The sequence below is a fragment of the Nocardia yamanashiensis NBRC 100130 genome (assembly GCF_001613325.1).
Lineage (GTDB): Bacteria > Actinomycetota > Actinomycetes > Mycobacteriales > Mycobacteriaceae > Nocardia > Nocardia yamanashiensis.
On sequence record NZ_BDCD01000027.1, the window covers coordinates 47,443 to 61,203 of the forward strand.

Here is a 13,761-nt window from a genome sequence, read left to right on the forward strand (position 1 = left end):
CCAGTATCTGGAAAAGATCTCGCTTCCTCAGGCCCGGAAGTGCAGGGTCCATTCACCGCGATAGTGCAGGCGCGTCACGCTGACCGGGGGAATGTCGATGCGCCAGAAGGACTTCGCCGGGGCATCGAGGGTGACGAGCAGGGCCGCGCGAATCACCGCCGGATGGGTGATGGCGATGGTGGGTTCACCCTCGACGGCGATATCGGCCAGCCATTCCCCCGTGCGCTCGATGACATCGACCACGGCTTCACCACCGTGCCCCCGAAAGGCCGGGTCGGTGAGCCAGAGGTAGAGATCCTCCTTGGGCACCGACATGAGTTCCCCGCCGCGCCAGGCCCCGGCGTCGAGGTCGCGTAGTCGGTCGTCCTCCTCGCCCATCAACCCCATGAGCGCCGCGGTTTCCACGGTCCGGCGTTCGGGGGCGGTGAGCACGCGGGCGGCGTTCAAACGGCCGATAGCGGAGACGGCGCGGCGGCCGGCCTCGGTCAGCGGTTCGTCGACCGGGAATCGTGCTTTGCGCATCGCCTCGGTCATTCCATGGCTGACCAAGTCGAGTCGGAGCACCTTCTGCACGGATGGAAGCGTACGCGCGGCGTGGGCGGGCGTATTCCGATTGCCCGTCCTTCGCCCGAGGGGCGCACGGGGCCCCCTCGTTTCGCCCCGGCGCTGCCGGCGATGCCCCGCACCGCCTCAGCATTGATGCCCCGAGGTCGGGCGGGCCAAACCTGGAATTCCCGATCGGGGTGCGGGCCGTGAGGTTCGCGGCACCGATGCGGCCCGCAATCCGGACAGTCGGTTCCCCCAATGACCTCGAAGATCACCTGGAATCGGACATGGGTGGGCGCTCCGGCGGCGGCATGCGGCGATCGTGTCGGTGCCCGGGTGCAGACTGGGGAACATGGATCGGTTCTCCCCCGCCACCCGGGCCTGGTTCGAGGGTGCGTTCCCCGCGCCGACGGCCGCGCAGCTGGGAGCCTGGGAATCGATCGCGGCGGAGCAGCACACCCTGGTCGTCGCGCCGACCGGATCAGGCAAGACGCTGTCGGCGTTCCTGTGGGCGATCGACCGGCTGGCGACGCGGGAGGCGGTCGAGGGGCCGCGCAAGACCTCGGTGCTCTACATCTCGCCGCTGAAGGCACTCGCCGTGGACGTGGAACGGAATCTGCGCGCACCGCTGGTCGGCGTGACGCAGACGGCCAAACGGCTGGGCGTGGACGCGCCCGAGATCCGGGTGGGGGTGCGGTCCGGGGACACCAGCGCGGCGGATCGGCGCGGGATGCAGCGGACGCCGCCGGACATTCTCATCACCACACCGGAATCGCTGTTCCTGATGCTCACCTCGGCGGCGCGCGAGACCCTCGACGCGGTGCAGACCGTGATCGTGGACGAGGTGCATGCCATCGCGGGCTCGAAACGCGGTGCGCATCTGGCGCTTTCGCTGGCCCGCCTGGACGCGCTGCGGGCCGCGGCGGGGTTCGAGCGGCCCGCCCAGCGGATCGGGCTGTCGGCGACGGTGCGGCCGCCGGAGGAGGTGGGGCGGTTCCTGGTCGGGGGCGCGCCCATCACCATCGTGTCGCCGCCCGCGCCCAAGACGTTCGATCTGTCGGTGCGGGTGCCCGTCGCCGATATGACCGAACCCGATGCGGGCGCGGAGGATTCGGATCAGCCCGGGTCGATCTGGCCGCACGTGGACGAGGCCATCGTGGATCTGGTGCTCGAGCATCGGTCCTCGATCGTGTTCGCCAATTCGCGGCGGCTGGCCGAACGGTTGACGGCGCGGTTGAACGAGGCGTACTCGGCCCGCATCGGCGAGGCGGTGGACACCGAGCACGCGCCGCCGGCGCAGCTGGGCGCGTCCACCGAGGTGATCCACGGTGCGACAACGCTTTTGGCGCGCGCCCACCACGGGTCGGTGAGCAAGGAGCAGCGCGCGCTCATCGAGGACGATCTCAAGAGCGGACGGCTGCGCTGCGTGGTCGCCACCTCCAGCCTCGAACTCGGCATCGATATGGGCGCGGTGGAACTGGTCGTGCAGGTCGAGGCCCCGCCCTCGGTGGCCAGCGGCCTGCAGCGGGTAGGCCGCGCCGGGCACCAGGTCGGCGAGATCTCGCGCGGCGTCATCTTCCCGAAGCATCGCACCGACGTCATCCACTGCGCGGTGGCTTCGCAGCGCATGACCACCGGCCAGATCGAGGAACTCCAGGTCCCCGCCCACCCCCTCGACATCCTCGCCCAGCAGACCGTGGCCGCCTGCGCGCTCGAACCCCTGGACGCCGACGCCTGGTTCGAAACCGTCCGCGCCACCGGCAGTTACGCCGCGCTCCCTCGCTCCGCCTACGAATCCGTTCTCGACCTGCTCGCCGGTCGCTACCCCTCCGACGAATTCGCCGAACTGCGCCCCCGCATCGTCTGGGACCGCGACGCCGGCACCCTCACCGGCCGTCCCGGCGCGCAACGTCTGGCCGTCACCTCCGGCGGCGCCATCCCCGACCGCGGCCTGTTCCCGGTCTTCATGGTCGGCGAAAAAGCCTCCCGGGTAGGCGAACTCGACGAGGAAATGGTCTACGAATCCCGCGTCGGCGACGTCTTCGCCCTGGGCGCGACCAGCTGGCGCATCGAAGAAATCACCTTCGACCGAGTCCTGGTCACTCCCGCCTTCGGCCTCCCCGGCCGCCTCCCCTTCTGGCACGGCGATTCCCTCGGCCGCCCCGCCGAACTGGGCGCGGCCCTGGGCGAATTCGTCCGCGTCGCCGGGCAGGCGGTGGAACAACACCGCGACCTCGGCATCCGTACCACCGCTCGCACCGAAGCAGACCGAGCCCCAGTCGAATTGGCCACCGCCCTGGCCGAATTCGCGGATCAGGATCTCGACCGCACCGGCGGCGGGAAGTCCAAGGGTCGCGGTAAGAAATCCGGTGCGGTGCGGCAGGTTCCGGAGACGGAGCTGGAGCGGGTGGTGCGGGCCGCGGGGCTGGATGCGAATGCCACCGGGAATCTGGTGTCGTTGCTGGCCGAGCAGCGGGAGGCTACGGGGCAGTTGCCGACGGATCGGACGCTCGTGGTGGAGCGGTTCCGGGATGAGCTCGGGGATTGGCGGGTGGTGTTGCATTCGCCGTACGGGCTGCCGGTGCATGCGCCGTGGGCGTTGGCGGTGGGGGCGCGGCTGCGGGAGCGGTTCGGGGTGGATGCGGCGCCTACGTCTTCCGATGACGGGATCGTGGTGCGGTTGCCGGATACGACGGACGATCCGCCGGGGGCGGAGCTGTTCGTGTTCGAGACCGATGAGATCGACGATCTGGTGACCGAGCAGGTCGGTGGGTCGGCGCTGTTCGCTTCGCGGTTCCGGGAGTGCGCGGCGCGGGCGTTGCTGCTGCCGCGGCGGGATCCGGGGAAGCGGGCGCCGCTGTGGCAGCAGCGGCAGCGGGCGGCCCAATTGCTGGATGTGGCACGGAAGTTCCCGGATTTTCCGATCCTGCTGGAGACGGTGCGGGAATGCCTGCAGGACGTGTACGACCTGCCTTCGCTGCGGGATCTGCTGGGGCGGGTGGCGCGGCGGCAGGTGCGTCTGGTGGAGGTGGAGACCGCCACCCCGTCGCCGTTCGCGAACTCGCTGCTGTTCGACTACATCGGGCAGTTCATGTACGAGGGCGACAGTCCGCTGGCCGAACGGCGCGCTGCCGCACTGTCTCTGGATTCGAGCCTGCTGGCCGAGCTGCTGGGCCGGGTCGAGCTCCGGGAACTGCTCGATGCGGCGGTACTGGAGCAGACCGAGCGGGAATTGCAGCGGCTCACGCCGGAACGACAGGCCCGGGATATGGAAGGACTTGCGGATCTGCTGAGGCTACTCGGGCCGGTGACGGCCGCCGAGGCCGCCGAACGCAGTACCGACGACCCCCGGGAATGGTTCGCCGAGTTGGTGAAACGGCATCGTGCACTGGAGGTTTCGTTCGCCGGTTCCCGCTGGTGGGTGGCGATCGAGGACGCCTCCCGCCTGCGCGACGCCCTCGGCGTCCCACTCCCCATCGGCGTCCCCGCCGCCTTCATCGAACCGGTCGCCGACCCGCTCGGCGATCTCGTCGCCCGCTACGCCCGCACCCACGGCCCCTTCACCCTGACCGCGGTCGCCCACCGCTTCGGCCTCGGCTCGGCGGTAGCCGCCACCGCCCTGCACCGCCTCGCCCTCGAAAAGCGCGTCGTGGAAGGCGAATTCACCCCCGGCTCGGCCGGCACCGAATGGTGCGACTCGGAAGTCCTGCGCCGCCTGCGCCGCCGCTCCCTGGCCGCCGCCCGCAAGGAAGTAGAACCGGTCGCCACCGCCGCCCTCGGCCGCTTCCTCCCCGCCTGGCAGCACATCGGCACCGGCGAACTGCGCGGCGTAGACGGCGTAGCCGCCGTAGTAGAACAACTCGCAGGCGTCCCCATCCCCGCCTCCGCCTGGGAATCCCTCATCCTCCCCCTCCGCGTCCGCGACTACACCCCCGCCATGCTCGACGAACTCCTGTCCACCGGCGAAATCCTCTGGTCCGGCCACGGCTCCATCACCGCCAAAGACGGCTGGATCGCCCTCCACCCCACCGACCAAGCCGCCCTAACTCTTCCCCCACCCGACCCCCTCGACCTCACCGAAACCCACATCAGCCTCCTGATGGCCCTGGGCGCCACCGTGATCGGCGGTCCACCGGCCGCCGCTGGACGAACGGCCCGCGACCGAGCCGCATCGGCGAACCCGACCGACCGTGCCGGACACAACGGCGCAGCTACCTCGTCGATCGCCGGCCACGCCGGTCGCCCCGGCGGATCGGATACGCCGGGCTCGACCGACGCCGGCCCGGCTCGCCCCGCCCCGGAGGGCGAGAACCCGTCCGCCGGTCCCCGGCACGGCACCGACACACCGACTCGGTTCCCCGAACCCGTCACCGGCGGCACGACGCACCACGGACGAGGTACGCGCGGCTCCGTGCAAAACCCGCTGGGTGGTGGCGATCCTGTCTCCGCTCCGGAGCCGGATGCCGCGCGCTACGAGGTGGTTTCGCCCACGGGCGGCGGTGCGTACTTCTTCCGTCAGCTGGCCGACGCCGCGGGCGTCGAGGACGAGGCGGCGGTGGTCACCGCACTGTGGGAACTGGTGTGGGCCGGATATGTCGCCGGTGACACCTTCGCGCCGGTGCGGGCCCTGCTCGCCGGAACCACGCGGACGACCACGGCGCATCGCACACCGCGCCGGGCGCCGCGCGGGCGAATGTATCTGCCACGCACCGGGACTCCGGTGCGGACGAGTCCGCCGCAGGCCGCCGGGCGCTGGTCACTCTTGCCGGATCGAATCGCGGATCCCACGATTCGCGCGCACGCGACGGCGGATGTACTCCTGGAACGGTACGGGGTGCTGACACGCGGGTCGGTCCAGAGCGAAGGCGTGCCGGGCGGATTCGCGTTGATGTACCGGGTGCTCACCGAATTCGAGGACCGGGGCCGATGCCGCCGCGGCTACTTCGTGGATTCGCTGGGCGGCGCACAGTTCTCGACCACGGACGTGGTGGATCGGTTGCGCTCGTTCGACACCGACAAGGCGACCGGCCCGGTGGATGACCCGTTCGGCGGAGCCGCCGGTGGGCGGCAGCCGAGGGTGACCGGGAGCCGGAACGGCGGGCGCGCGATCGCGCTGGCGGCCTGCGATCCAGCGAATCCGTATGGCGCGGCACTACCTTGGCCGAAGGCGGCCGCGGAAGGCGCCGGGCATCGCCCAGGTCGCAAGGCCGGCGCGGTAGTCGTGCTGGTGGCCGGTGAACTTGTGCTGTACCTGGAACGCGGCGGCAAGACGCTACTCACCTTCACCGAAGATCCGAACACCCGGACGGACGCGGCGGCGGCTCTTGCCGGCTTGGTCCATGACCGCCGGGTCGATTCCTTGGTCATCGACCGCGTGAACGGCGAGTCCGTACACGGCAACACCTTCGCCGAGTTCCTCACCGGAGCCGGCTTCGCCGCCACCCCCAAGGGTTTCCGCCTCCGGAGCAAGCCGTGACGACACCGTCCAGTCATGCCTGAGGGCGACACCGTTTATCTGGCCGCGGCGCGGCTGCGACGCGCGCTGGCTGGGAAGACGTTGACGCGCAGTGACTTCCGGGTGCCGAAGTACGCGACGCTGGATCTGCGGGGGCAGGTTGTGGAGAGCGTGGGCAGCTATGGGAAGCACCTTTTCGTGCGGACCCCGGAGTTGAGCATTCACACCCATTTGAAGATGGAGGGGGTGTGGCGGGTGTACGAGCCGGGGCAGCGGTGGACCAAGCCCGGGTTTACGGCGCGGCTTGTCTTGGGCACGGATGACGCTGAGGCGGTGGGGTTTTCGCTGGGGCTGGTGGAGGTTCTGCGGCGCGGAGACGAGCATATGGCGATCGATCATCTCGGGCCGGATCTGCTAGGGCCGGAATGGGATGCCGGGGAGGCGGTGCGGCGGTTGAGGGAGCGGCCAGAGCGGGCTATCGGGTTGGCGTTGCTCGATCAGCGGAATCTGGCGGGGATCGGCAATATCTATCGGAGCGAGGTTTGTTTTCTGCGGCGGGTGCATCCGGCTACGCCGGTCGGGGAGATCGAGGATCTGCCCGGGCTGGTGGACGAGGCGCATCGGGTGCTCGGGGAGGCCGCGCACAAACCGCCTCGGCGGGTGCTGGTGTACGGGCGGCAGCGCAGGCCGTGCCCGCGGTGCGGGACCAATCTGGTGGTGCAACTGCTCGGGGACGACGGGGACGGGACGCGGGCCGATCGTGGGATCTATTTCTGCCCGAAGTGCCAGGTTCGGCCCACAGTGAACGGTGTCGCGGAACCGGGCGGACCAGCCTAGCCTCGCTGTTTATGAAAATCGGAATCCTCGGCACCGGCAATGTCGGCCGTACCATCGCGGCCCGGCTGGTCGAGCTCGGCCACGACGTGGTCATCGGCACGCGGGACATCGCGGCCACCGCGGCCAAGGCGGAGGAGCCGTTCCCGGCGACGCTGGTCACCGCCCCGGAAGCCGCCGCGCACGGCGAGCTGGTGATCAATGCGACCGCGGGACAGGCGAGCGTGGCGGCGCTGCGGGGCGCCGGCACGGAGAACCTGGCGGGCAAGGTCCTCGTCGACATCTCGAATCCGCTGGACTTCTCCCACGGTTTCCCGCCCAGCCTGTCGGTCTGCAATACCGATTCCATCGGTGAGCGGATCCAGCGCGAGTTCCCGGCAGCCCGCGTGGTCAAGACCCTGAACACGGTCACCGCCGACATCATGGTGTACCCGGGCAAGCTGGCCGACGGCGATCACACCGTCTTCGTCTCCGGTGACGAGGCCGAGGCGAAGGCGATCGTCTCGGCGCTGCTGCGCGAATTCGGCTGGCGCGACATCGTCGACGTCGGCGACATCACCACCGCGCGCGGCACGGAAATGCTACTGCCGCAATGGGTTCGGCTGATGGGTGCGCTCGGCGGCACCGCTCAGTTCAACTACAAACTCGTCCGCTGACCAAAAGCGCCCCGCATCCGAGGACGCGGGGCGCTTCCAGCCGATACTCAGTCCGGATTGCTCGTCACCGGATCCAATACTTCGCGCCGCGCTTCCGGCGCTTCGAGCCGCAATGCCTCGGCGGAGGCGTCATCGGCCTGGGTCTGGGATTCGATCTCGGCCTTGACCCGCGCCGTGTACACCGACACCTCGCGCGCGATATCGGCATCGGACCAGCCGAGCACCGGCGCCACCAGCCGCGCCACCTCCTCCGCGGATTCCACACCGCGATGGGCGTATTCGATGGAGATGCGGGTGCGCCGGGCCAGAATGTCGTCCAGGTGCAGCGCCCCTTCGGCCGCCACCGCGTACACGGCCTCCACGCGCAGATAGCCCGGCGATCCCGTGATCGGTTCCAGCAGTTCGGGTTTGCCCTCGGCGAGACCGATCACCTCGTCGATGAGCGAACCGTACCGATTCAGCAACTGCTGCACCCGATACGGATGAATGCCGTACTTCTCGGCCAGGTGCGGCGTCTGGTTCATCAGCGCGTAGTACCCGTTCGCCCCCAGCAGCGGCACCTTCTCGGTGACGCTGGGCGAGACCCGGCGCGGAATGTCCTGCGCCGCTTCGTCCACCGCGTCGTAGGCCATCACCCGATAGGTCGTGTACTTGCCGCCCGCGATGGCCACCAGCCCGGGCGCGATACGCGCGACGGCATGCTCCCGCGACAGCTTGGACGTCTGATCGCTCTCCCCCGCCAGCAACGGCCGCAGCCCCGCGTACACGCCGCTGATATCGGCATGCGTGATCGGCGTGACCAGCACCTTGTTCACATGCTCGAGCAGATAGTCGATATCGGATTTGGTGGCCGCCGGATGCGCCAGATCGAGGTTCCAGTCGGTGTCGGTGGTGCCGACGATCCAGTGATCGCTGCTCCACGCGATGACGAACAGCACGCTCTTCTCGGTGCGCAGAATGATCGAGGTATCGCTGGCGATGCGGTCACGCGGCACCACGATATGCACACCCTTGGACGCTCGCACATGGAATCGACCACGCTGATTCGCCAGACCCTGGAGCTCGTCGGTCCAGACGCCGGTGGCATTGATGACCACGCTGCCGCGCACCTCGGTGGTGCGCCCGTCCTCGCTGTCGCGCACCTTCACCCCGACCACCCGATCAGCCTCACGCAGGAAGCCGACCACCTGGGTCGAAGTGCGAATCGCCGCACCGTACTTGGCGGCGGTACGCGCCACCGTCATGGTGTGGCGGGCATCGTCGACCACGGTGTCGTAGTAGGTGACGCCGCCGGTGAGCGCGTCCCGCTTCAGCCCGGGCGCCAGCCGCAGCGCCCCCGAGCGCGTCAGATGATGCTGTCCCGGAACCGATTTCGCCCCACCCATGCGGTCGTAGAGCACCAGCCCGGCCGAGACGTAGGGCCGCTCCCAGCCCATATGGGTGAGCGGGTACAGGAACCGGAGCGGTTTGACCAGGTGCGGGGCCAGCGTGGACAGCGCCAGCTCGCGCTCCTTGAGGGCCTCGCGGACCAGCCCGAATTCCATCATCTCCAGGTAGCGCAGGCCACCGTGGAACATTTTCGAGGAGCGGCTGGAGGTGCCGGACGCCAGGTCGCGGGCCTCCACCAGGGCGACCTCGAGCCCGCGGGTGGCGGCGTCCAGGGCGATGCCCGCGCCGACCACGCCGCCGCCGATCACCACGACGTCGAAGATGTCCTTACCGAACCGTTCCCAGGCGGCTTCACGCTGCTCGGGGCCGAGGAATAGCGACTGCGGTTTGTTCGTCATGCTCGACTCCTCCAGAGAGTGCGCGCTGGCTATCCGCTAGCAACCGTAGCCCACCCTAGCGTCCCCCGGTGCGACCCGCGATGCCGCGGTGTCATGGCCCCGAAGCCGGACCTCGGTGCGCTAGCCTGCCGGAATGCGTCGCTATGTTGCCGCCATCGATCAGGGCACGACCTCGAGCCGGTGCATCGTCTTCGACCAGAACGGGAGGGTGGTCGGTGTCGCGCAACGCGAGCACGAGCAGCTCTTCCCGCAGCCCGGCTGGGTCGAGCACGATGCCGAAACCATCTGGCGCAATACCGAATCCGTGATCGCGGAGGCGCTGGCGAACTGCGGGATCGGCGCGGCGGATATCGCGGCGGCCGGCGTCACCAATCAGCGGGAAACCACCGTGGTGTGGGAGCGATCGACCGGCAAACCCATCTACAACGCGATCGTCTGGCAGGACACCCGCACCGCGCAGCTCACCGAGGAGCTCGGCGGCAGCGAGGGACCCACCCGGTACGCCGATCGCACCGGCCTGCCGCTGTCCACCTACTTCGCCGGGCCCAAACTGCGCTGGATCCTGGATCAGGTGCCGGGTGCGCACGCCCGCGCCGAGGCCGGGGAGCTGTGCTTCGGCACCATCGACAGCTGGATTCTGTGGAATCTGACGGGGCAGCACCTCACCGACGTGACCAATGCCTCGCGCACCATGCTGATGGATCTCCGCACGCTGCAATGGGATCCGCAGATCTGCGCCGATTTCGGGGTGCCGCCGGTCATGCTGCCGGAGATCCGCAGTTCCTCCGAGGTATACGGCGAGATCACCACCACCGCGCTGGCCGGAGTGCCGGTCGCGGGCATTCTCGGCGATCAGCAGGCCGCCACCTTCGGCCAGGCCTGCCTGTCGCCCGGCGACACCAAGAACACCTACGGCACCGGCAACTTCATGCTCATGAACACCGGCGCCACACCGGTTTTCAGCGAGCACGGCCTGCTCACCACGGTCTGCTATCGCCTCGGCGACGAACCGGCCGTCTACGCCCTGGAAGGCTCCATCGCCGTCACCGGCTCCCTGGTGCAATGGCTCCGCGACAACCTCGGCATGATCGCCGCCGCCGACGAGATCGAACCCCTGGCCCGCACCGTCACCGACAACGGCGGCTGCTACATCGTCCCCGCCTTCTCCGGCCTCTTCGCGCCCCGCTGGCGGCCCGATGCCCGCGGCGTCTTCGCGGGCCTCACCCGTTTCGTCAACAAGGGCCATATCGCCCGAGCCGTCTTGGAGGCCACCGCATTCCAGACCCGCGAGGTCATCGACGCCATGCGCGCCGACGCCGCCGCCCAGCGCCTCGACGTCGAGAAGGTGACCTTGAAGGTCGACGGCGGCATGGTCGTCAACGAACTGCTGATGCAATTCCAGTCCGACATCCTCGACGCCCCGGTGATCCGCCCCGTCGTCATCGAAACCACGGCCCTCGGCGCCGCCTACGCGGCCGGTCTCGCCGTCGGCTACTGGGCCTCCACCGACGATATCCGCGCCAACTGGGCCGAGGACAAACGCTGGACCCCCACCATGACCGCCACCGACCGCGACCACCTCATGCACGAGTGGAACAAGGCCGTCGAACGCACCTACAACTGGGTCTGAGCGCCGCTGCCCCGCAACAGAACTCACCGAACGAAGTGGGATTCCGGCCGAGGCACGCCGGAATGACGGTCGGGTGCTTCAGCGCGGCCACCTTCCCGGTCAGGATTCGGCGTGGGCCTTCGCGAGGCGGTCCACGGCGGTTTCCAGGGCGGTGGTGTCGGAGGTGGTGAAGCACAGGCGCATGGAGTGGGTGTAGTCGGTGGAGACGGCGAAGGCGTTGCCGGGGACGTAGGCGACGCCGGCTTCGAGGGCTCGAGGCAGGAGGGCCTGGGTGTCGGTGCCGTCGGTGAAGTCGACCCAGACGAACATGCCGCCGGTGGCGTCGGTGCTGACGACACGGTCGCCGAAGCGGGTGCGGACGGCGTCGACCAGGGCGCGAGCGCGGGCGCCGTAGACGGTGCGGATCGAATCCACGTGCGCCGTGAGCCAATCGGTGTCGGCGAGCAGGTCGGCGGCGATCTGCTGGGTGAAGGCGGAGCCGCACAGGTCGGCGCCTTGCTTGAGCAGCTCCACCGCCCGGCACACGCGGGTGGGAGCCACCATCCAGCCGGCTCGGAGGGTGGGGGCCAGGATCTTGGAGGTGCTGGAGAGGCGGATCACGTTGGGTGAGTAGGTGGCGACGGGCGCCGGGGACGGCTGGTCGAACCAGAGTTCGCCGTACGGGTCGTCCTCGATCACCCAGAAGCCGTAGGCGTCGGCGAGGGCGCCGAGTTCCGCACGGCGCTGCGGGCTCATGGTGACGCCGCCGGGATTGTGGAAGTTGCTGACCGTGTGGACGACGGCGGGGCGCTCACCGGCGGCGAGCAGCTCGCGCAGCGCGTCCAGCCGCATGCCCTCGGAATCCAGTGGGACGGCGACGATTCGGGCGCCCGCGGCGTGGAACACCTGCAGCGCACCGACATACGCCGGATCCTCCACCACGACCAGCGCGCCCGGATCGAGCAGCACCTCCGCCAGCAGCGAGAGCGCCTGCTGCGAACCGTGCGTGACGAACACCTCGTCGACGGCGACGGTCCGGCCCATGCGGGTCGACTCCCGCGCCGCCAGTACCTCGCGCAACGGACCCCACCCCGGCGATTCCGTGTACTGCAGCCGCGACCGGTCCGCCAGCGCGGCGTCGGCGGCTACCGCGATGCGGTCGCGCGGCATGAGTTCGGCGTCCGGCAGACCGCCGGCCAGGCTGATGATGTCGGCGCGCGCGGTCAGCTTGAGCAGATCGCGAATGGCCGAGCTGCGCATGCCGTCGAGCCGCTTGGCCAGCGGCGGAGTGGGCTGCGACATGGAACACCTCCGAGGTAAACCGGGGTACGCGAAATTCCACTGTGTCACAATGCGACCAGAATATGAAATCGCATTCCCATATCCTGAGATCGGGAGAAGTGGCGCCGAACCGCCGGTCCCGACCCGATGGAGGTCAGGACCGGCAGCTCCGGGTGTTCAGGACTGGCGTTCGTCGATGGTCGAGATCAGATGCTTGCCGTCCCGGTTGACGGTGACGATGCGCTGCCGGTAGACGGCGGTGGTGCCGTCGGGCGAGTGCACGGTGAGGTCGGCGTCGAAGGTTTCGGGACCGACCTCGACGATCCGGACGCAGTAGGTGGTGCCCGCCGGGGTCTGGTTGATGCCGTCGCTCTGGATGACCGGGGCCTCGGACACGGTTTTCGAGTCCGGGTCGACGAAGGAGCGCGCTTTGACACCGCTGCGATCGACGTAGAAGGCGTGCTGGAAGCCGAGGATGGCCTGCGCGCCGGAATCGGTGCCGCCCGCGCCATTGCCGATGGTCAGCGCGCCGTCCCGCTTGGCCGGGCAGCTCAGCTGGGCCACCGTGGTGGACACGCCGGGCTTGCCGGCGGTGGTCGCGCCCGCGAGCGGCGATTCGTCGGAGTCACCGCCGCTGGTGACCGCCACCACGACCACCGTCACGAGTGCGATGGCGGCGATCGCGGAACCGGCGATCAGGGCGATGCGGCCCCACGGCTTGCCCGGCGGTTTGACCGGCGCGGCAGCGGGTTTCGGCGCGAGACGCTTGGCGATGGGGTCATCGGCCCACGACAGCGATTCGCCCTCCGCGGCTTCTACCGGCGGCACGGGCGGGAAACCGGAAGGCGTGGAGCGCCACCAGGATCCGGTGGTGGTGGCCGCCGACTCGTCCCAGCCGCCGGACGAATTCGCTTCGCCCGCACCGGATTCGGCCGGGCCCTCCCCCGCCGTCGGCGCGTATCCCCCGACCGCGTCCTGCGGAGTCCAGGAATCCGGCGCGCGATACTGCGCCGGCGGCGGCTGCACCTGCGGCGTATCCGCGGGCTGCCAGGCCAGGTTCGGGTTCGCCGCGCCGGAATCCGCGGGCTGCCAGCCGAATTCCGGATTCGCCCCGGCCGCGGGCTCCGCGGGCCGCCAGCCCGGTTCGGCATTCGGCGACCCGGCCGCACCACCGGCGGGCTCGGCAGGCTGCCAGCCGAGACCAGGGTTCGCGCCCGCGGGTTCCGCCGGCCGCCACGCCAGCCCGGAGCTGCCCGGTGTATTCCCGCCCGGATCCGCCGGCCGCCAAGCCAATTCGGGACTGGCCGCACCCGGCGCGGGCGTCCACCCGGGCGCACCGGCGTCCGGCGCGGGCCCGAAGCCACCGGTTCCGAGTTCGTTCATGGACGGCCCGAAGTCGTTGAGCGACGGACCGAATTCCGAAAGGGGCGGCCCGAACTCGGAGTCCGGCTGCTCGCCGGCCCCGGTCCCCTCGGCGGCGGTTCCCGGCTGCCCAGCGGGCTGTCCGGCATCGGCTCCGGGCGGGACCGCCGGGCCGGACCGATCCGCGGACTCGTCCTTGCCGGAATCCATCACCCGTCCTTTCGAGACACA

At 69.7% G+C, this 13,761-nt stretch carries 8 protein-coding genes; 4 read left to right on the forward strand and 4 right to left on the reverse strand.

The window, feature by feature from the left end; all coding sequences use genetic code 11:
- Window positions 1-27: 27 nt before the first annotated feature.
- Window positions 28-573, reverse strand: a complete 546-nt coding sequence (locus NY1_RS30585) for a histidine phosphatase family protein (RefSeq protein ID WP_067720613.1) — start codon at window positions 571-573, stop codon at window positions 28-30.
- A gap of 325 nt (window positions 574-898) precedes the next feature.
- On the opposite strand from NY1_RS30585, the gene NY1_RS42255 reads away from it, so the two are divergent.
- From NY1_RS42255 to NY1_RS30605, 3 genes are read left to right on the forward strand one after another with little or no spacing between them, the layout of a single operon-like run.
- On the forward strand, window positions 899-6,022 hold the full coding sequence (locus NY1_RS42255; protein WP_233434564.1) for an ATP-dependent helicase: 5,124 nt from the start codon (window positions 899-901) through the stop codon (window positions 6,020-6,022).
- Window positions 6,023-6,037: 15 nt separating this feature from the next.
- Window positions 6,038-6,838, forward strand: coding sequence for a DNA-formamidopyrimidine glycosylase family protein (locus NY1_RS30600; protein WP_067720614.1), 801 nt, complete (start codon window positions 6,038-6,040; stop codon window positions 6,836-6,838).
- 11 nt (window positions 6,839-6,849) lie between these two features.
- Window positions 6,850-7,491 carry an NADPH-dependent F420 reductase gene (locus NY1_RS30605; protein WP_067720615.1) on the forward strand — a complete coding sequence of 214 codons (642 nt, stop codon included), beginning with the start codon at window positions 6,850-6,852 and terminating at the stop codon, window positions 7,489-7,491.
- Window positions 7,492-7,538: 47 nt separating this feature from the next.
- Here the strand turns inward: NY1_RS30605 and glpD are convergent, their stop codons facing one another.
- Window positions 7,539-9,278: a glycerol-3-phosphate dehydrogenase gene (gene glpD, locus NY1_RS30610; protein WP_067720616.1), complete on the reverse strand. Its 1,740-nt coding sequence runs from the start codon at window positions 9,276-9,278 to the stop codon at window positions 7,539-7,541.
- 133 nt (window positions 9,279-9,411) lie between these two features.
- On the opposite strand from glpD, the gene glpK reads away from it, so the two are divergent.
- Entirely contained in the window at window positions 9,412-10,908 is a 1,497-nt protein-coding gene (gene glpK / locus NY1_RS30615) for a glycerol kinase GlpK (RefSeq protein WP_067720617.1), read from the forward strand.
- Between the two features lie 99 nt (window positions 10,909-11,007).
- On the opposite strand, the gene NY1_RS30620 is transcribed toward glpK, so the two are convergent.
- Both NY1_RS30620 and NY1_RS30625 read right to left on the reverse strand, forming a co-directional pair.
- Window positions 11,008-12,189: an aminotransferase-like domain-containing protein gene (locus NY1_RS30620; protein WP_067720618.1), complete on the reverse strand. Its 1,182-nt coding sequence runs from the start codon at window positions 12,187-12,189 to the stop codon at window positions 11,008-11,010.
- A 156-nt stretch (window positions 12,190-12,345) separates the two neighbouring features.
- A complete protein-coding gene (locus NY1_RS30625) occupies window positions 12,346-13,740 on the reverse strand; it encodes a DUF8176 domain-containing protein (protein WP_067720619.1) in 1,395 nt (464 codons plus the stop codon).
- Window positions 13,741-13,761 lie beyond the last annotated feature (21 nt).

Coding starts and splice junctions, on each gene's coding strand:
- NY1_RS30620 (WP_067720618.1), bottom strand. CDS start 12,189: ATGTCGCAGCCCACTCCGCCGCTGGCCAAGCGGCTCGACGGCATGCGC.
- NY1_RS30625 (WP_067720619.1), bottom strand. CDS start 13,740: ATGGATTCCGGCAAGGACGAGTCCGCGGATCGGTCCGGCCCGGCGGTC.
- glpK (WP_067720617.1), top strand. CDS start 9,412: ATGCGTCGCTATGTTGCCGCCATCGATCAGGGCACGACCTCGAGCCGG.
- NY1_RS42255 (WP_233434564.1), top strand. CDS start 899: ATGGATCGGTTCTCCCCCGCCACCCGGGCCTGGTTCGAGGGTGCGTTC.
- NY1_RS30605 (WP_067720615.1), top strand. CDS start 6,850: ATGAAAATCGGAATCCTCGGCACCGGCAATGTCGGCCGTACCATCGCG.
- NY1_RS30600 (WP_067720614.1), top strand. CDS start 6,038: ATGCCTGAGGGCGACACCGTTTATCTGGCCGCGGCGCGGCTGCGACGC.
- glpD (WP_067720616.1), bottom strand. CDS start 9,278: ATGACGAACAAACCGCAGTCGCTATTCCTCGGCCCCGAGCAGCGTGAA.